19 protein-coding genes are annotated in these 18,926 nt (G+C 63.6%); 11 read left to right on the top strand and 8 right to left on the bottom strand.

The window, feature by feature from the left end:
• Positions 1-4: 4 nt before the first annotated feature.
• The 6 genes from Y882_RS18925 to Y882_RS11535 all read left to right on the top strand — a co-directional run bounded on the left by Y882_RS18925 (position 5) and on the right by Y882_RS11535 (position 7,712).
• Complete coding sequence (locus Y882_RS18925; protein ID WP_052949936.1) at positions 5-568, top strand: DUF4386 domain-containing protein; 564 nt, start codon at positions 5-7, stop codon at positions 566-568.
• Positions 569-582: 14 nt separating this feature from the next.
• Positions 583-849: a hypothetical protein gene (locus Y882_RS11555; protein ID WP_046972065.1), complete on the top strand. Its 267-nt coding sequence runs from the start codon at positions 583-585 to the stop codon at positions 847-849.
• A 187-nt stretch (positions 850-1,036) separates the two neighbouring features.
• Entirely contained in the window at positions 1,037-2,545 is a 1,509-nt protein-coding gene (locus Y882_RS11550) for an efflux transporter outer membrane subunit (protein ID WP_082121084.1), read from the top strand.
• 58 nt (positions 2,546-2,603) lie between these two features.
• Complete coding sequence (locus Y882_RS11545; protein WP_156171436.1) at positions 2,604-3,722, top strand: efflux RND transporter periplasmic adaptor subunit; 1,119 nt, start codon at positions 2,604-2,606, stop codon at positions 3,720-3,722.
• Between the two features lie 44 nt (positions 3,723-3,766).
• A complete protein-coding gene (locus tag Y882_RS11540) occupies positions 3,767-6,844 on the top strand; it encodes an efflux RND transporter permease subunit (RefSeq protein WP_244466328.1) in 3,078 nt (1,025 codons plus the stop codon).
• Positions 6,845-6,941: 97 nt separating this feature from the next.
• Positions 6,942-7,712, top strand: coding sequence for a TIGR00266 family protein (locus tag Y882_RS11535; protein WP_046972062.1), 771 nt, complete (start codon positions 6,942-6,944; stop codon positions 7,710-7,712).
• A 56-nt stretch (positions 7,713-7,768) separates the two neighbouring features.
• Here the strand turns inward: Y882_RS11535 and Y882_RS11530 are convergent, their stop codons facing one another.
• From Y882_RS11530 to Y882_RS11515, 4 genes are read right to left on the bottom strand one after another with little or no spacing between them, the layout of a single operon-like run.
• Positions 7,769-8,539 (bottom strand): SDR family oxidoreductase, encoded by a 771-nt coding sequence (locus Y882_RS11530; RefSeq protein ID WP_046972061.1) that lies wholly within the window; start codon positions 8,537-8,539, stop codon positions 7,769-7,771.
• A gap of 33 nt (positions 8,540-8,572) precedes the next feature.
• Entirely contained in the window at positions 8,573-9,424 is an 852-nt protein-coding gene (locus tag Y882_RS11525) for an alpha/beta fold hydrolase (protein ID WP_046972060.1), read from the bottom strand.
• A gap of 42 nt (positions 9,425-9,466) precedes the next feature.
• Positions 9,467-10,081 (bottom strand): TMEM175 family protein, encoded by a 615-nt coding sequence (locus Y882_RS11520; RefSeq protein WP_046972059.1) that lies wholly within the window; start codon positions 10,079-10,081, stop codon positions 9,467-9,469.
• 38 nt (positions 10,082-10,119) lie between these two features.
• Complete coding sequence (locus Y882_RS11515; RefSeq protein WP_046972058.1) at positions 10,120-10,809, bottom strand: alpha/beta fold hydrolase; 690 nt, start codon at positions 10,807-10,809, stop codon at positions 10,120-10,122.
• Between the two features lie 155 nt (positions 10,810-10,964).
• Here Y882_RS11515 and Y882_RS11510 point away from each other — a divergent pair, with 155 nt between their 5' ends.
• The 5 genes from Y882_RS11510 (at position 10,965) to Y882_RS11490 (ending at position 15,704) form a co-directional block, all read left to right on the top strand.
• Positions 10,965-11,597, top strand: coding sequence for a CGNR zinc finger domain-containing protein (locus Y882_RS11510; RefSeq protein ID WP_046972057.1), 633 nt, complete (start codon positions 10,965-10,967; stop codon positions 11,595-11,597).
• A 140-nt stretch (positions 11,598-11,737) separates the two neighbouring features.
• A complete protein-coding gene (locus Y882_RS11505) occupies positions 11,738-12,160 on the top strand; it encodes a VOC family protein (protein ID WP_046972056.1) in 423 nt (140 codons plus the stop codon).
• The gene (locus Y882_RS11500; protein WP_046972055.1) at positions 12,157-12,381 is read left to right on the top strand and encodes a DUF3820 family protein; all 225 of its coding nucleotides are present in this window, start codon (positions 12,157-12,159) and stop codon (positions 12,379-12,381) included. Before Y882_RS11505 ends, Y882_RS11500 begins: the two co-directional genes overlap by 4 nt.
• A 133-nt stretch (positions 12,382-12,514) precedes the next feature.
• Complete coding sequence (locus Y882_RS18920; protein ID WP_052949934.1) at positions 12,515-14,773, top strand: winged helix-turn-helix domain-containing protein; 2,259 nt, start codon at positions 12,515-12,517, stop codon at positions 14,771-14,773.
• A 400-nt stretch (positions 14,774-15,173) separates the two neighbouring features.
• The gene (locus Y882_RS11490; protein ID WP_046972054.1) at positions 15,174-15,704 is read left to right on the top strand and encodes a DUF3455 domain-containing protein; all 531 of its coding nucleotides are present in this window, start codon (positions 15,174-15,176) and stop codon (positions 15,702-15,704) included.
• A gap of 130 nt (positions 15,705-15,834) precedes the next feature.
• Here the strand turns inward: Y882_RS11490 and Y882_RS11485 are convergent, their stop codons facing one another.
• The 4 genes from Y882_RS11485 to Y882_RS11470 all read right to left on the bottom strand — a co-directional run bounded on the left by Y882_RS11485 (position 15,835) and on the right by Y882_RS11470 (position 18,684).
• Positions 15,835-16,308: a hypothetical protein gene (locus Y882_RS11485; RefSeq protein WP_046972053.1), complete on the bottom strand. Its 474-nt coding sequence runs from the start codon at positions 16,306-16,308 to the stop codon at positions 15,835-15,837.
• A gap of 5 nt (positions 16,309-16,313) precedes the next feature.
• Entirely contained in the window at positions 16,314-17,174 is an 861-nt protein-coding gene (locus tag Y882_RS11480; RefSeq protein WP_046972052.1) for an FAD:protein FMN transferase, read from the bottom strand.
• Positions 17,155-17,685 (bottom strand): FMN-binding protein, encoded by a 531-nt coding sequence (locus Y882_RS11475; RefSeq protein ID WP_046972051.1) that lies wholly within the window; start codon positions 17,683-17,685, stop codon positions 17,155-17,157. The genes Y882_RS11480 and Y882_RS11475 overlap by 20 nt, the downstream gene beginning before the upstream one ends.
• Positions 17,686-17,748: 63 nt before the next feature.
• Positions 17,749-18,684: a DUF6662 family protein gene (locus Y882_RS11470; protein ID WP_046972050.1), complete on the bottom strand. Its 936-nt coding sequence runs from the start codon at positions 18,682-18,684 to the stop codon at positions 17,749-17,751.
• Positions 18,685-18,926 lie beyond the last annotated feature (242 nt).

Here is an 18,926-nt window from a genome sequence, read left to right as displayed (position 1 = left end):
AGACATGCCGGTTCGGATCGCAGAAGCTTCGCCGCGTCTCAGGGCCAGGATCACCGGCCTGGTCTATCTGCTCTACTTCCTCACAGCCATCGCCGCCGAGGTGGTGGTCGGCCGGGGGCGGCAGCTTGCCTATGCTGCCGTCACGCTGCTGGCCTACGCGTTCTACGTGGCCCTGACGCTGCTCCTCTACCGCATGTTCAAGCCGGTGCATGCGAGGCTGTCCCTGCTTGCAGCGGTCTTCAGCCTGGTGGGATGTGCCATCGAGGTGCTGGGCGTGTTTCTTCCTGCCTTCCGTGGCGTCCTGCCGCTGGCATTTTTTGGTCCGTATTGTTTGCTGATCGGCTACCTCATCGTCAGGTCGAACTTCCTACCCCGATTTCTTGGCGTGCTCATGATGCTCGCCGGCCTGGGCTGGTTGATCTTTCTCACGCCGCTCGCCAGCCAGTGGTCGTCTTATCTGAAGGGGCTGGGATTTGTCGCCGAGTTGCTACTGTGCTTGTGGCTCATGGTGGTTGGCGTGCGTGTTCCCCATGGGCAGGAAAAGACGCGCGGGCACATTCTGGAATAGGGGAGTCTGAGGTCATGCACACAATTTTGGTGGTGGGTGGCGGGATCGTCCTGCTCGGCTTGTTCCTGCTGTTCGGGCATCTCTGGGGCAGCAGCCCAGCGGCCTTGCCCATGGCTGCGAAGGCCTTTGTTCCGCTCTGGCTTGTGCTGTCCGTCGTCAATCTGTGGGTGGGCGTGGCCCGGGCCGGCTATTCCCTGCGTGACGAGTTGCCGATGCTGCTGGTGGTCTTCGCACTGCCGGCCATCGTTGCCGGCGTAGTGATCTGGCGGCTGACGCGATAAGCCGCCCCAGACGGCCCCAGCCCATCGCGAAAACTTTCGGTGGAGGGCCTGAGGATGTTCGTCACGCCTGTGCTATATCTCCGCGCGGGGAGGGCACGAAGCACGGCTTGGCGCGGGCATGCATGGCGGCGCCGCCAGTCCGCTTTCGCCCGGGTCGCGCAGTCCGCTGGGGAGAGTAGATCTGGCTATGCCTGTTTCGTGGTTCGCTCATGCGCCGCTGCGCCATCGGTGCCTGATCGCGATGGTGGCCTCATCGCTGATCGCCGGCTGCGCCGTGGGGCCCGACTTCAAGCGGCCCGCCGCGCCCGAGGTGAGCGATTACACCCCCCACCCGATCACCAGCACGGTGGCGACCGAACATGTGGCTGGCGGCGAGGCGCAGCGCTTTGCGACGGGCGGCGATATCCCCGGGGATTGGTGGACGCTGTTCCACTCCAAGCCCCTCAACGAACTGATTGAGCAGTCGCTGGCCAACAACCACGACTTGAAGGCGGCGCAGGCGGCCTTGTCGGTGGCCAGGGAAAACGTGCTGGCGCAACGCGGCAGCTACTACCCCAGCGTGGCCGCGAGTTTCTCGGCCAGTCGCCAGCGCCAAGCGGGCACCATCTCGCCGACGCCCAACTCGGACACCTTCCAGTACAACCTGTTCACCCCGCAGGTCAGCGTCTCCTATGCGCCCGATATCTTCGGCCTGAATCGCCGGACGGTGGAATCGGTGCAGGCGCAGGAACAAGCCGTGCGCTTCCAGATGATCGCCACCCAGATCACCTTGAGCACCAACGTGGTGGCTGCCGCCGTGCAGCTCGCTGCGCTGCAGGCGCAGGTGGATGCGACGCGCGAGCTGGTCGACATCAATACGCATATGGTGCAGATCCTGCGCGATCAGTCGGCCAAGGGTTATGCCAGCGGCCTGGATCTGGCTGCGCAGGAATCGCAGCTGGCGCAGACCAATGCCACGCTGCCGCCGCTGCTCAAGCAACTGGCGCAGCAACGCGATCTGCTGGCCGTGCTGGTGGGGCAGTTTCCGGGTCAGGCATCGGAGCAGTCGTTCGATCTGGCCAAGCTGCAGCTACCGCAAGACATCCCGGTAAGCCTGCCGTCGACGTTGGTGGCGCAGCGCCCCGACGTGCTCCAGGCCGAGGCCAATATGCATGCGGCCAGTGCACAGATCGGCGTCGCCATCGCCAATCGCCTGCCCAACATCGTGTTGAGCGCCAACACGGGCAGCACCGCCTTGGCGATGAATCAATTGTTCAAGTCGGGCACGGGTTTCTGGGGCATTGGCGCGGATATCACGGCGCCGATCTTCCAGGGCGGCACCTTGTTGCACCAGGAGCGCGCCGCGAAGGCCGCCTACGTGCAAGCGGCCGAGCAATACCGCAGCACGGTGATGACCGCCTTCCAGAACGTCGCCGACTCGCTGGTGGCGCTGGACCAGGATGCCGCCGGACTGAAGGCCGCGGCGGCCGCCGAAGTCGCCGCCAAGCGCACGCTCGACTTGTCGCAGCGGCAATGGAAGGCCGGCTACGCGGACTATCTGTCGTTGTTGAACGCACAACAGACCTATCAGCAAGCGCGCATCAACCTGGTGCAGGCCCAGGCCAATCGCTATGCCGACACGGCGGCGTTGTTTCAGGCGCTCGGTGGCGGCTGGTGGAATCGCGCGGATCTAGCTCAGGACAAAAATGAAAAATAATGCGTGTCGGGGAACGCCATCCGGGTGGCGTGGGAAAGCGTGCGTTCGGCTGTCCATCATGCTGCTGCTCGTGGCTGGCGGGTCGGTGGCCGGCTGCTCCAGCAAGACCGATGACAGCGCCGCGGCGGCTTCCGTCACGCCCACCAATGTCACGCTGACGGCGGACCAGCGCAAGCACGTCCGCCTGGCCACGGTCGAGCGATCCCAGTACCAGCGAACGATCGACGCCACCGGCTCGGTGGACTTCAACAACGAGCAGGCCACCGCTGTGCTCGCGCCGTTCTCAGGCCCGGTCGCGCGATTGCTGGTCGATATCGGCGATCACGTCAACAAGGGTGATCCGCTCGCCCAGGTGGACTCACCGGATTTCGCCGCGGCGATCACCGCGTATCGCAAGGCGCTGACCACGGCACACACGGCGCGCCGCCTCGCCGATCTGGAAAAGGATCTGGTCGATCACCAAGGCGTCGCCAAGCGCGAAGAGGATCAGGCGCAAGCCGATGCCGCCAACGCGGACGCCGATGCCGACGCCGCCTTGAAAGCGCTGCTCGCGCTCAATGTCGACCCCAAGGTCATCAAGGCCGTCGAGCAAGGCCAGGCGATCGCACCCATCGGCGGCGTGATCCGCTCGCCGATCGCCGGCACCGTGGTCGATCGGCAGATTTCGCCCGGCCAGCTGTTGCAGGCCGGCACCACGCCGTGTTTCACGGTGGCGGATATGTCGCGTGTATGGGTGATGGCGCAGGTGGCCGACACCGACGTCGCGTCGGTGGGCGTGGGTGATACCGCCGACGTGAGCACTGGAGTCGGCGGCAAGCACCTGACCGGCACCGTGACAAAAATCTCCGCGCTGGTGAACTCAGACACGCGGCTGGTGCCGGCGCGGGTGGTGGTGGACAACCCGCAGGGCCTGTTGAAGAAGCAGGCCTATGTCGCCGTGCAGATTCACTCGCGCCAGCCGACCAACGGTTTGCTGGTGCCGGTCTCCGCACTCTTGCGCGACGAGGAGAACCTGCCGTTTGTCTACGTGGCCCAGCCTGATGGCAGTTATGCGCGGCGATCGGTGACCCTGGGGCATCGCACGGGCGACCAGTTCGATATCCCCGCCGGCCTGAAGGCGGGCGAGCAGGTCGTGGTGGATGGCGGCATCTTCGTGCAGTTCATGCAAAACCAATGAGCGATCAACTTCCTCCCGCCGTATCACCGTCGCGAACGGCGTCGATGATGAACCGGATCGTGTCCGCGTCGCTGGGCCAGCCGTTTCTCGTCATCCTGATGACGCTGCTGCTGACCGGAGCGGGCACCCATTCGCTGCGGCGCCTGCCGGTGGATGCGTATCCCGACCTCTCGCCGCCCATCGTGGAAATCATCACGCAGTGGCCCGGGCACACCGCCGAAGAAGTGGAGCGGCTGATCACCGTACCGGTCGAGCTGGGCATGAATGGCGTGCCCAAGACCACCACGATGCGCTCGATTTCGCTCTACGGCTTGTCCGACGTGATCCTCACGTACGAGACGGGCACGGACAACAACTTCGCGCGCCAGGAGGTGTTCAATCGTCTCGGCGACTTGAGCCTGCCCAGCGGCGTGACACCGTCGGTATCGCCGCTGTCGGCGCCGTCGGGCCTGATCTATCGCTACGTCCTGCAGAGTTCCGATCGCTCGCCGATGGAGCTGAAGACCATCGAGGACTGGACGGTCGAGCCGCAGTACAAGTCCGTGCCCGGCGTCGCCGATGACTCGGGCTTCGGTGGCGGCACCATGCAGTACCAGGTGCTGCTCGACCAGACCAAGATCGCCGCGGTGGGCCTCTCCGCCGTGCAGGTCGAGGCCGCGCTGACTGCCAACAACGCCAATGCCGGCGGCGGTTTCTATTCGCAGGGCGGACAGTTCTATTACGTGCGCGGCGCCGGGCGCGTGGAAACGCTGGAGGACATCGGCAACGTAGTGGTCGCGGTGCACGATGGCGTGCCGGTGCTGGTCAAGGATGTGGGGCGCGTCGTCATCGGCATCGCGCCACGCCTGGGCGAATTCGGCTACGAGAAGCAGGACGATGCCGTGGAAGGCGTGATCCTGTTGCGCACCGGCGAAAAGACCCAGGACGTGCTCAAGCGCGTCGAGGCCAAGACCAAACAGCTCAACGACGAGATCCTGCCCAAGGACGTGAAGGTCGTCCCGTTCTACGACCGCACCGACCTGATCACGCTGACCACCAAGATCGTGGAAGAGAACCTGCTGCGCGGCATGCTGCTGGTCGTCGTCATCCTGATCTTCTTTCTCTACGATTTTCGTGCAGGCCTGATCGTCGCCACCACGATTCCGCTGGCGCTCCTGTTCGCCTTCATCTGCCTGGACCTGCAGGGCGCTTCGGCGAACCTGTTGTCGATTGGTGCGGTGGATTTCGGCATCCTGGTCGATGCCGCCGTGGTGATGGTGGAAAACATCTTCCGCCAGATCGCCGAGCGTCGTGGCACGCCGCTCAACGTGAAGGAGATCATCCGCGACGCCGCCGCCGAAGTGGATCGGCCGCTGTTCTACGCTGTGGCGGTGATTGTGGTCAGCTTCCTGCCGATCTACGTGTTGTCCGGCCCGTCAGGCACGCTGTTCAAGCCGATGGCCGATACCATGATCTTCGCCCTGATCGGCTCGCTGGTGATCACGCTGACCCTGCTGCCGGTGCTGTGCGCGGTGTTCATGCGCAAGGGCGTGCAGGAGCGGCGCAATCGCGTGTTCGAAGCGATCAAGTCGGTCTACGTGAAAGGTCTCGACTTCTGCCTCGCCCGCCCATGGGGCACGGCGATCGCATCGACCATCGTGCTGGCGCTGTCGCTGCTGCTGATACCGCGCATCGGCGCGGAGTTCATGCCGCAACTGGACGAAGGCGCGCTATGGGTGCGCGCCACCATGCCTTACACCATCTCCTTCGAGGAGGCGTCGAAGATCACGCCCCAGGTGCGCCAGGTGCTGCGTTCGTTCCCCGAAGTCACCACCGTCGCTTCCGAGCTGGGGCGACCCGATGACGGCACGGACTCGACCGGCTTCTTCAACGTCGAGTTCTACGTGGGCCTGAAGCCCTACTCGCAGTGGACCGGGACTTATCGCAACAAGGCCGCCTTGATCGAGGCCATCAACAAGAAGCTGCAGGCCTTCCCCGGCATCATCTTCAACTACACGCAGCCGGCCGAGGATGCGGTGGACGAAGCGGAGACGGGCCTCAAGAGCGCGCTGGCGGTGAAGGTCTTCGGCTCCGATCTGAACACGCTCGAACAGAAGGGCAAGAGCATCAAGCAGGTGCTGGAGAAGGTCCGCGGCATTCGCGATGTCACGCTGGTGCAGGAACTGGGGCAACCCAGCCTGAGCATCAATGTCGACCGCGCCAAGATTGCCCGCTATGGCCTGAACGTGTCCGACATCAACGGTGTGATTGAAACGGCGATCGGCGGCGACGTGGCCACCCAGGTGGTACAGGGTGAACGGCAGTTCGACCTGGTGGTTCGGCTGGAAGAGCAGTACCGCAACAATCCCGAAGAGATCAAGAACATCCTCGTTACCACGCCGGCCGGGCAGCAGATTCCGCTCAAGGAGTTTGCCGATATCCGCGAAACCAATGGCGCGTCCTTCATCTATCGCGAAAACAACTCGCGCTATATCGGCGTGCAGTTCTCGGTCGAAGGGCGGGACCTGGCCGGCGCCGTGGAAGACGCCATTCAACAGGTCAACGGCAAGGTGAAATTGCCGCAGGGCTATCGGCTGGACTGGGGCGGCGAGTACACCGAGTACACCGCCTCGCGCGCCCAGTTGAATGTCATCCTGCCGCTGACGCTGGCCTTGATCTTCCTGCTGCTGTTCACGCTCTACAGCAATTTCAAGTTCCCGTTCATCACCGTGCTCGGCGTGCTGCTGTCGGCGCCGGTCGGCGGCATCGTCGCGCTGTGGATCACCGGCACGCCGTTCTCGGTGTCCTCGGGTATCGGGTTTCTCGCTTTGTTCGGCGTGTCAGTGCAGACCGCGGTGGTCTATATCTCCTACGTCAACGAACTTCGCCGCGGCGGCACCGGTCTCACCGAAGCGATACGCGAGGGCGCGATCCTGCGTCTTCGTCCGATCATGATGACGGCCCTGGTTGCGGCGCTGGGCCTGCTGCCCGCGGCGCTCGCCACCGGCGTCGGCACGGACACGCAGCGACCGTTCGCCCTGGTCATCGTCAGCGGCCTGTTCACGCGCTTGCTTATCAGCGTCTTCCTGATGCCCGTGCTGTATGCCCTGGTCGCGCGGCCGGATGACCGGCTTGAGGTATGAGATCGCGGCGACGCCGGCAAGCCATTGGATTCGCGTGACTCTGCAGAGGCACGTTCAAAGCATTGTTGATAACCCTTGATGATCGGGAGTACGCACCATGCAGACACGTATACAAGGCACGGTGATGCCGGTGCTGGAAGTCCGGCTTGAGCCGAACGACAGCATCTATGCCGAGAGCGGCGAGCTTTCCTGGATGACCTCATCGATCCAGATGACCACGCATACGCAGATGGGCGGCGGCGGTGGGCTGATGGGGATGTTCAAGCGCGTGGTCGGCGGCGGCAGCTTGTTCATGACCGAATACCGCGCCGTGCAGTCGCCGGGCGAAGTGGCTTTCGCCACCAAGGTGCCGGGGCATATCGTGCCGGTATCGGTGAGCCCGGGTAATGAATACCTGGTGCATCGCCATGGATTTCTCTGCGCCACGCCGGACGTGACCATCGGCGTGGGCTTTCAGCAGTCGCTGGGTGCGGGCATCTTCGGCGGCGACGGCTTCAGGCTGCAAAAGGTCGGCGGCTCAGGGACCGCCTGGCTTGAACTCTCGGGCGAACTCATCCGCAAGGACCTGGCCCCCGGCGAGACGCTGCGCGTTCACCCCGGCCACGTGGGTGCGTTCCAGGCCTCGGTGAGTTTTCAGATCACCACCGTGCCGGGCATCAAGAACGCCATCTTTGGCGGCGACGGCATTTTCCTGGCCGCGCTGACCGGCCCAGGTACGGTGTGGTTGCAGACGCTGCCGATTTCCCGCCTCGCACATCAGGTGGCCGAATATCTACCGAGCAATGAGGGCGGTGGCGGTCGTGCAGCGGTCGGCGGCGGATTGATCGGCGGCATCGTCGGTTCGCTGTTGAGCGGTGACGACAACTGACCGATAAGGACAGCGCTGTGGCGCTCGATGCAGGCTGCATCGAGCGCACACGTTGACTAGACCGATTTCACTTCGCCACCGTCCATGCGCAACATCGAGCCCGTCATCCATCGGGCCGCCGGCGAGACGAGAAACGCCATCAGCTCGGCAATCTCCTCCGGCGTGCCGTAGCGGGCGATGCCGGCTTCGCGCGGAAATCGCTCCATCGCTTCGGCCGCGGTCATGTTGTGCAGCGGAGCCCAGTGTTCCAGGTAGGAACGGCGACGGCCGGTCATCACCGGGCCCGGCAACACGCTGTTCACCTGCACGCCATCGGTGATGCCGCGATCGGAGAACGCCTTGGACAATGCCGCGATGGCGGCATTGATGGTGCCCACCGCTGCGTACGGCGCCTTGGGGAAGATCGCCGAGTTGCCTGAGGTAAACACCACCGCGCCGTTCGATTGCTTGAGCGCGTCCCAGGCTTCGATGGTGAGTCGTCGTGCGCCGTGCAGCTTCAACGCCATGCCGGCGTCCCATTGTTCGTCGGTCATCTCGAACAGATCGATCTGCGGCACGGCACCGGCGATATTGAGCAGGGCGTCGATGCGGCCGAACGCCGACAGCGTCTGCTCGACCACGGCTTTTGCGGACGGCTTCTCCGCGAGGTCAACATCGATGATCAAAGCTTTGGCGCCCAAGGCTTCGACCGTCGCCGCCGTTTCGGCCAGATGCTCGCGGTTCCTCGCGACCAGCACGAGGGCCTCGAAGTCCTTGGCCAGGCGAATGGCGGTGGCCTGGCCGATGCCTTGGCTGGCTCCGGTGACGAGCGCGGTTTTCAGCGACATGATGTGCTCCTGGCGTCAGTGTGCCGTGCCGTCTCAGGCGAAAAAGCGGCGGATCGCATCGGCAATCTCGCGAGCATGGGTTTCCAGCGCGAAATGGCCCGTCTCGAAAAAGTTCACCTGTGCCTGCGGGATATCGCGCTTGAACGCTTCAGCGCCGGGCGGCAGGAAGAACGGATCCTGATTGCCCCACACGGCGAGAAAGCGCGGCTGGTGCTGGCGGAAATACGCCTGGAACGTCGGGTAGAGCGCCACATTGCTCTGGTAGTCCAGGAACAGATCCAACTGCACCTCGTGCGCGCCTTCACGAGCCAGGTAGTAGTTGTCCAGCGCGATGCCATCGGGCGACACCAGCGACTCATCCGGCACGCCATGGACGTACTGCCAGCGCGTGCTCTCCGGCGCCAGGAACGCGCGCAGCGCATCGCGGTTCGCTACGGTCCGGTTTTCCCAGTAGGCGCGAATCGGATTCCAGCCTTCGCTCAGGCCTTCCACATAGGCGTTGCCGTTCTGCGAAATGATGCCGGTGATGCGTTCGGGATGCTTCACCGCGAGACGAAAACCGGTGGGCGCGCCGTAGTCGAACACATAGACAGCGTAGCGATCGAATCCGATCACTTCGGTAAAGCGGTCGATCACGTCGGCAAGGTGGTCGAACGTGTACTTGAACTGCTCGCGCGGCGGCATGTCCGAGCGGCCGAAGCCCGGCAGGTCGGGCGCGACGATATGGAAGTCGTCGCTCAGCAGGGGGATCAGATCGCGAAACATGTGGCCCGAGCTCGGGAAGCCATGCAGCAGCAGAAGCTTGGGCTTACCCGGCGTGCCTGCTTCGCGGTAGAAGATATTGAAACCATCGGCTGACGCGGTGCGGTAGTGAATGTGTGACATGGCAGTTCTCCTTCGATGGGGAAGCGGTTGCAGCGGGGGGAATCAAGGCGCCAGATGCACGGCGCGGCGGTGGAAACGCCCATGGGTGGGCAGCTCGGGGCGCAGATAGAGCAGCAGCGCCGCGCAGATCATGGCGAAGGCGATCAGCGGGGCGACCAGCGCCGCCAGCGTCGCAGCGGCAAAGATGACCAGCGTGGCCCACGAGCGGCGGCGCACCATGCGACGCATGGCGTGACACATCTGCGTGTCGCCCATCTGCTTGAGCACTTCGGCTTCGAAGGTCCGGTAAGCCGCATTCACGCCCACGAAGACCGCTGCATAGATCGCCACCGGTGCGGCGGCCAGGTGCGTGCGCGCCACCCAGGCCGTGGTGAACGGCACCAGCGACACCGCGAACAGGTGCGCAAAATTCACCCAGATCAGGCGAGGCGTCGCCCGTCGCGCGTATTGCAGAAGGTGCCGGTGATTGACCCATACGATCGCGATAAACAGGTAACTCACCGCGTAACTCATCACGGTGGGCCACAGGGGCCATAGCGCAGAAAACGTGCCGCTTTCGGGAGCCTTGAGCTCGAGCACCATGAGGGTGATCACCACGGCGATCACGCCGTCGGAGAAGGCAGCCACGCGAGCGTCGAAAGGTTTAGCAGAGCGCATGTCATGTCACCGGCATGAGAGGGTGAATGGGCGGCGGGTCAGGCGGTGTGTCGCACTGCGTCAGCGATCATCTCGGCGACCAGCGCGGGCGCCGTGACGCTGGGCAGGTGATCGACGGGTAGCGCGGTGGTGTGCGCATGCATGCGCTCGGCCATGAAGCGTTGGGTTTTTTCCGGAATCATGTGATCGCGCTGCGCCACCAGATACCAGCTCGGTACCTGCTTCCACAGCGGACGCCCCACCGGCACGGTGATCGCAGCCGGCGAGATAGGCCGCTGCGATGCGGCGAGCACCTGCTGTTGCTGCGCCGTGGCGTGTTGCGCAAACGCGGTGGCGAATGCCTCAGCCGGCAACCAGAACAGGCCGTCCTCGCCTGGCGCCAAAGCGGGCGCCTTCTCGTCGTGCGGGTAGCGGTTGAACACCTCCGCCACCGTCTCGCCCTCGTCCGGTGCCAGCCCGGCGATATAGACCAGCGCTGCCACCTTGGGGCTCTGGCTAGCGGCGATCACCGCACCTGCGTAGGCGTGCCCGACCAGCACCACTCGACCGGGGATGCGCTCCAGCACGTCGTCCATGGCCGCCACATCGCCAGCCAGGGTCAGCAGGGGCAGGCTCACCGTAACCGTCTCAATGTGCTTTGAATGGAGTAATTCCGCCACGCCCGCCCAACTGGCCGGATCCGCCCAGGCGCCGTGGACCAACACTGCCGTTGCTGTCGTCGCATTCATTTGTTGTCCACTCCTCTGGGCTTTGGTGGCGAACCGACTTCCACCGATGGCTTGAAATCTACGTAACCGCCTTGATTTCGATTTGGAGGTTACGAACGGCGATGTAACTTGTCAAGCACTTTTTAGCCGGTTACCTTTGGCCCCAGGAGAACCCCATGTCACAACCCATGCCCGCCCTCTTCCTGGCCGACTCGCTCGGACTGGATTTCCTCAACTCCGTGGCCACGCCGGTGGACACGCCCGTGGATTGGCTGGAAGACGGCGAAGGGCTGCTGCGCTGGCTGGAACAAGCGCAGCTGGTGCCCGCTGAGGTGCTGCGCTTGGCACGTGAGCGCGCCATCCCCGGGGAGATCGATCGGCTGGCCGGGCAGGCGAGGGCGCTGCGCGAGTGGTTCCGTGGCTTCGTGCGCCAACACAAGGGTCATGCACTGCAGGCCGCCGAGCTGGCGGAGCTTGAGCCGCTCAATGCCTTGCTCAAACGCGACGAACGCTATGGCGAAATCGTCGCTGAGCCGCACGGCGAGTCGACGGTGTTCACGCTGGCGCAGCGCCGTCGCTGGAATTCATCCGACGCCTTGCTGCTGCCGATTGCCGACGCGATGGCGCGCCTGGTCTGCGATGAAGACTTCGCACACGTGAAAGCTTGCGAAGGCCCCACCTGCACCTTGCTCTTTGCGGACCACACCCGCGGTCACGCCCGCCGCTGGTGCAGCATGGCGATGTGCGGCAACCGCGCGAAACAGGCGGCGCACCGGCTTCGCCAGAAGAGCTCGGCGGGTGCCGCGTAATCGCGCCAGTCGCTTTGGCATCCGCTTGAACGCAAGAATGCGAGCAGTCTCCACGCAGTCCGTTTCAATGGAAACTTTGCAGGTTTGTGAAACCGCCGCGTAGTGGTAATAAAGCCAGGCCCTTATCGCCGAGCTTGAGCATGCACGACCTGCCGCCGTTCCATCTCGCCTTTCCGGTCACCTCGCTGGCGAACGCGCGTGCGTTCTACGGCGACCTGCTCGGTTGTCCCGAAGGCCGGTCCAGCGACAGCTGGGTGGACTTTGATTTCTACGGCCATCAGATCGTGGCGCATCTGGCGCCCGACGAGACGCGCGCCGTCAGCGCACACGACGTGGACGGCGACGACGTGCCGGTGCGCCACTTTGGCGTGGTGCTGTCGATGGACGACTGGCAGGCGCTGGCAGGGCGCCTGGAGGCACGCGGCACGCGCTTCGTCGTGGCGCCGCATATCCGCTTCAAGGGCCAGCCCGGCGAGCAGGCCACCCTGTTCCTGCTCGATCCCTGCGGCAATGCGCTGGAGTTCAAAGCCTTCGCCGACCGCTCGCAGTTGTTCGCCCGATGAAGCCCGAAGACCTGCAGCGCCTGGTCACCATGAGCATGCCCTATGGCAAATACCAGGGCCGCCTCATCGCCGACCTGCCCGGCGCCTACCTCGCCTGGTATGCCCGCAAGGGCTTTCCGCCCGGCGATCTGGGCAACCTGCTGGCGCTGGCACTGGAGCTCGACCACAACGGGCTCAAGCCCTTGCTCGATCCGCTGAGGAAGCCGCGACGGGATCGCTGAGCAAGCCACGCGCTGCGCTGGGCGCCAAATGTTATTGATCCGACAACGAAATCCACACCTGAGCCACACCGAGGCTTGCGGCTGAGTTGGTGTAACCTGAACTGGTCAGGCCGCGGCGACGGAGGTCGACCCAATGACTGCAGAGACCGCCTCTGCTGCGTGGATTGCGTTCGGTACGGTCGAGATCGACACCCTGGGCCATCGCTTGTTTGTCGATGGCGAAGAGGTCGGGCTCGAGCGCAAGGCGTTCGCGGTGCTCGTGCTGTTGGCGCGAGAGCCTGGCCGTGTGCTGAGTCGGGACGAGATCCTCGATGAGGTATGGGGCCATAGCCACGTCACGCCCGGCGTACTCAGCCGCGTCATCGCGATGTTGCGTCATGCGCTCGGCGAGAGCGGCGACGAGAGCCGCTATCTGCATACCGTGCATGGCGTTGGTTTTCGCCTTGATGCCGACGTGCGATCGGCCGCGTCGCGCGAAGAATTGATGGTGAACCGGCCCCTGCCAGCCGACGCGCTGGCGTTCGTTCCGCCGCGCGCCAGCGACGCGGCTGCACCACCGATTGCAACGGATGAAAGCCCGGCAGCGCCGCCAAGGACGGGCGAGCCGCGTCGATTTGGCCGGCTGATTATTGCCGCGATCGTGGTGCTGCTTGTCGTGGCGGCCTTGCTGTTCGGCAGCCGTCAATTCGCGCGTCATCCCGCAGACGCATCGGCGGCGGTCGATCTCAAATCGGTCGCCGTGCTTCCGTTCGAGAATCTCAGCACCGATCAGGGCAACGCGTATTTCGCCAGCGGCATGCAAGACATGATCTTGACCGAGCTGGTGGGTATCGGCGGGCTCAAGGTGATCTCGCGCACCTCGACGGAAAAGTATCCGAGCCATCCGGAAGACGTGAAAACGATCGCGCGCGAACTGGGCGTGGCGACCCTGCTCGAGGGCACGGTGCAGAAGGTCGGCGACCAGGTGCTGATCAACGTGCAATTGATCGACGCCGCCAGCGGCAACCACCTCTGGGCAAAAGCTTATACGCGCACCTTGGACGACGTGTTCAATGTGGAGGGTGAAGTTGCGCAGAACGTGGCGGAGGCGTTGAAGGTGCGCCTGACCTCGGCCGAGACGGCGCGCATGGACGCCGCGCCGACCTCCAATGCCGCAGCCTATGATCTGTATCTGCAGGCTGCCGCGCATGCCAACCGTGCCTACGATGATCCGGTGCTGTCATCGACCGAATTGCCCGTGGCGATCTCGCTGTATCAACAGGCCCTTGATAAAGACCCGCACTTTGCGCTCGCCGATGCCGCGCTGGCGCGTGCCCATATGCAGATGTATTTCTTCGGCCCCGATCGCAGGAACGAGCGATTGGTCGAGGCGAAGAACGCCGCCGATCGCGCGCTGACACTGCAGCCGAAGCTGGGGCAGGGACATTACGCGTTGGGCCTGTATCACTACTGGGGGCATCGGGATTACGTCGCTGCCACCAACCAGTTGGAGCTGGCGCGGCAGGCCTTGCCCAACAGCGCCACAGTCGAACTCCTCATCGCGGCAGTTGCCAGGCGCCAGGGACGCTGGGATGAGGCGGTGTCGCTGTTTCGTTCGGCCACCGTGCTTGATCCCCACAGTGAATTCGCCTTCAACCAGCTCGGCGTGACGTACCAGAGCATGCGTCGCTATGCGGATGCCGATCGGGCTTATGCCTCCGCGCTTGCCTTGAGTCGCAACCCGGCCGGTGCACGCGTGACGCTGGCCTTCAATACGCTGATGTGGAAGGGCGATCTGGCACCGCTGCGTACCGCGCTTGCAGCGCTGTCGCCGGGCAGCAATGCCTACGCCGGCAACGTCATGGGCATGTATTTCGAGCGCTCGCTGGCGCGCGACTATGCCGGTGCCATCAAGATCGCCGAGGCGGACACGAACGACAATTGGGACGACCCGGACAACATCGTCCTGCCCAGACGCCTGTACATCGGGTGGGCCGCGCAGTCGGCGGGCGACACGGCCAAGGCAACTGCGGCGTTTACTGAGGTCGCGCAGCATGCGCGCGCCGCGCTCGTCGAACGGCCGGAAGACCCGGACCTGCATCTCGCCCTGGGCTTTGCCTATGCCGGCCTCGGACAGAAAGCCGAAGCCGTCGCTGAAGGCGAGCGTGCGGTCGCCTTGATGCCGGTCACCAAGGATGTCCTCACCGGCGCGGACCTGCTCGCCTGCCAGGCGCAGCTCTATATGCGCGTCGGTCAGCACGACCAGGCCATCGCCCTGCTTGATCGCGTGCTGTCGATGCCGACCGGCGGGATCATTTCGGGCGCCTCGTTGCGGCTCGATCCGATCTGGGATCCGTTGCGCGAGGAGCCGCGCTTCAAGGCCTTGCTGCTGAAGTATCCCAGCGGCGGCTAGCGCAGATCAGGATCGCAGGTAGTTGAGGCGACGCCGATGGATCCCTGCGATCCGCATCGTGTTCGTGCGTGATCGCAAGTCGCACCAAACCTGTGCCGTCTCACTATGATTCAAGCGCGGGCAACGAAAGCCGCGCGACGTGGCACTTACCGATCTCCAGGCAACTCGAGGAAACGACATGAGCAAGGGTATGGATTCAAAGAAGAATGACAAGAAGAAACCGGCCAAGACCATGAAGGAAAAGAAGGCAGCCAAGGAAGAAAAGAAGCGCGCCGGCAAGTAACGCACCACCATCGCCCACTGATCGCATCACGCGTGCCTGGTCGAGCGGCTCGCTGCGTCTAGCGGCGTCGTTTGACCGGGAGGCGGACGAGGTGCATCGCCACAGCCAGGACAAGTCATGATCGCCAAGACCGCAAAAGGATGGGTGGCAGCCGCGCTATGGCTGTTCGCCGGCGCAACAACGGCTCACGCGGATGAAGCCGCACCGACAGCATTGCAGCCGCCCGCCGGCTATACCGTGGCATTCACGGCAAAGGCCACCGGCGTGCAGATCTACACCAGCACGATGGACAGTGGCTCGCCACTGAAGTGGACCTTCGAGGCACCCCTGGCCGAGTTGCGCGCTCCCAGCGGCGTCATTCATCACTATGCCGGCCCCTCATGGGAAGCCGCCGACGGCAGCAAGATCGTTCGCGACAAGGACGCGCCGGTAACAACCGTGGCAGCGAAGCAAGCCGCCGCCGATATCCCGTGGCTGCTTATCAAAGTGACACCTGCTGCCACGACCGGCGTCTTGAGCAAGGTGGCCTACGTGCAGCGAATTTCAACGACAGGTGGGGTGGCGCCCGCCGTACCGCCTACCAACGCAGGCACCAAGGTTGGCGTTCCCTATACGGCCACCTACGTGTTCTACGTCAAGTCCAACTGAGTGTCCGCGATGCCTGGCTGTTGATGTGCCATCAAGGTGCAGCAGCCAAGGTGCGCTTTCGTGGTGGAGCGGACGCCTGAGCCCATGACGCGGCAACGCGGAAGGGGTTCTGTATTGAGCTCGTGTGCGCTCAGGCGTTACGGCCAGATCGACGTCGCCCCAAGATCACATGCACGGCCAGCACCAACGGTATCGCGAGGCCCACGATCCAATGGGCCAAGGCGCTGACGCTGCGCCAGCCGTCGTCGGTGAGGTAATAGAGCAGATAGCCCGTCAACGTAAGCCAGCTCAGTGTGGCAAACAGGATGCCGCCCGATACGCGCTGTCTGCGCGTTTGCCAGCCGGCAACGATATGAACGCCCCAGACCAGGCCGAAGCTCCACAGCGCGAGAAACGCGGCGACAGCGTGCAAGCGTAGCCACCACGGTTCCGAAGGATGTGGCGCATCGCCAAACTCACCTCGGCCCATGAAGAAGTAATGGAACACCAGCCAAAGCGCTCCTGTGCTCCACAGCAGCCAGCCCACGCCGTAAATGAAATGGCGTCGGCGCCTGGACAGACGCAACGGCGTCCGATGATGACCCACCACCGTGGGCGGCCGCATATGTGTCACGAGGGCAACTCTCCCAGTACGGTCCAGCGGCCGGTGCCGTCCTGCAGATGGGCCGTGGCGCCATAGTGGCGCAAGAAGGGCGCGCTCGCTTCGCCCAGTGCCAATGCCACTTTGGTCAGTGCATCCGCATGAATGCAGCGTGCGCTTACGACACTCGCGCACTGGTCCCGCACACAGTCCAAGCCGGTCCGGCCATCGAGATGCGCGCCCTGGTAATCGAAGGCACGCCCCGTACTCGTGGCGACTGCCGCCTCGCCCAGTTCGATCACGGCGATGTGATCGGCTGGCAGGCCGCTATCGATCGCGATGCGATGCGGCCCTTGGCCTATCGTGCGCAGGTCGCCACCGGCATCGACGCAGGCGTGAGCCATGCCGGCCGCGCGCAACGCCATGGCGGCTTGATCCACCGCGTAACCTTTGGCGATACCTCCCAGATCTATCCACATCGATCGGTGCAGGCGCACACCATCATCGAGCAATTCAATGTCCCGCCATGTGGCAGACGCGTCGGGCGCGCAACTTTCCTTGGGTGTCGGCAGCAGGCCGCGCCGAACGAGCTGCGCGCCCACGGTGACATCGAATACGCCGTCGGTCATGTCGGCGAGCGCCAGGGCTTCACGCAAGACCGCAAGCGTCCCTTCGCTTACGCCGACACGGGTGCCCACGGGTGCCCGGTGCAAGCGGGAGAGGTCGCTCGTGGGCTCGTGAAAGCTCATGGTTTGGTGAACGTGCGCTATGGCCGCGAAAGCGTCGCTGATGGCGGCGTGGACGTGCGCAGGATCGTCCTCGCCTTCCACACGGATGACGACGGTGGTGCCCAGCAGCGGACGGGCACGTTCAACCGTTGGTGTGGGCAAGGACAAGCTCATAGATCGCAAGAAGCCGCTTCACGCCATCGGTCATGTGACGGCTCGACAGAGTCGCTCCGGAGATGTTCTTGATGTCGTCGTTGAGCTTCAAAGGAGAAGCGTGGGTTTTCCCCACAAACTGGGCGCGCCAAGCTTCGTTGCGCACTTGATCGCCGTACGCCTCGCGGTACTCCAGGATCTCCACCGACTTCACCGCGCCATGTTCGTCGATGGCCAGCGCAAACGGAATGAACTCGTGCTTGCCTACCACCTGGTCCGCGATAAACCATCCACCCGTGGGGCTGCGCCATGCCTTGACCTGGGGAGAGAGCACGTTGACGTCGCTGGCGCGCTCGACGCTCTTCACCTGCTCGGCCGTCAACGTGATGGGCACGGGCGCAAGTGTGGCGCCCGGAAACATCAAGGCCTGTGCTTGCTCGACACTGAGATAAACCGTCGCCTGCACGGGGGCGGCAATGACCAGGGCGGCCACAGGAACAAGTAGGAAGCGATGATTCATGCTGATCGTGTCCGATGGCCGGGGAGGAAAACGGTCTGTACCGACAAGACTCTTGCTGCAAGCTTAGAAATAGTAGCCAAGCTTCAAACGAAACCGGTATTTCTCAAAGTCATCGGCGTTGGTGATGCCGTGGACCACAAAACTCTCGTCCGCTGGATTGGCATAGTCGCGAGCGCCATGCAGCTGGAACAGCGTGGTGAACGTCATGAAGAAGTGGCGGCCACCGTAGTGGAGCGTCGGGCCAGCGTACCAGGCCATGTTGGTGCGCTTGTCCGATTCAAAGGGGTTGAAGCCCGCCCACTCACGCTCGTTTTGCAATTCCGCACCCAACGACCAGTTGGGCGCAAAACGATAGCTGCCGGCGAGGCCGAAATTGACGTCGGTCTCTTTGTCCCAGTGATCACGATAGTCGTCCGACGTCGGGTCCGCACTGGGATCGCCATGCAGATAGCGCCTCTCCTGGCCGATCGTCGTGTTGAAGGCAAACACAAGACGATCGTCGAGAAAGTTCGACTGCAGGATCAGGCGCGTTTCCAGTTCCTGCGTACGCGGGCCCAGCGACGGCTCGAGATAGACGGCGGCGCCTACCGGCGAGGTGTAGGGGCTGGCGAAGCGATAGATGGCCTCCATCGAGAAGCTCTCCAATCGGCTGCGGCTCCACGACCCTTGCGACGGGACGTTGTAGTCGGCGAACACTTCCGGAGGAGCGGTGCTGCCATCGGGCACGTTGCCGTCGACCTTGGTCCACGCCAGATTCAAATATCCGGACAACTGGAACTTGTCGGTCACGCCATACGAGTACTCGGTGCGCGTCTGCAACAGGTGGAAGGTGCCCTGCGAGCGACCTTCGCGCAGCGTTGCCCATTGCTCCACTTCACTCTTGTCCTTGGGCAAGGTATCGGTCGTGTAGATGTAGCCGAACAGAGGTTCATCAGCGTGAGCGACAGGCATGGTGGCCATGCTCGCCAAGAGGGTGAGCGTCAGCAGTCGTATCTTCATGGGTTCCCCGACAATGATTTGCTTTCCTTGCGACGAGACACAGCAAGATCTCGCATCGATATAGGAATCGTTCTCATTCTTGTTTTTGTTCTAATGGCCTGTCAAGGCTGAAGTTGCCATATGCCCCGGTGGGACAGCGGCTACTAAGGCGTTGCTAAGTTTTTGCCGGATTTCTGCACGGCGACGCTTCGAAAACGCAAATACTTGCGTTTGTGGGAGGGTTTCCTATGACCATCCGCGTT

This window comes from Dyella japonica DSM 16301 (assembly GCF_001010355.1).
Classification (GTDB): Bacteria; Pseudomonadota; Gammaproteobacteria; order Xanthomonadales; family Rhodanobacteraceae; genus Dyella; species Dyella japonica.
This window is presented reverse-complemented; position numbering and strand designations above follow the sequence as displayed.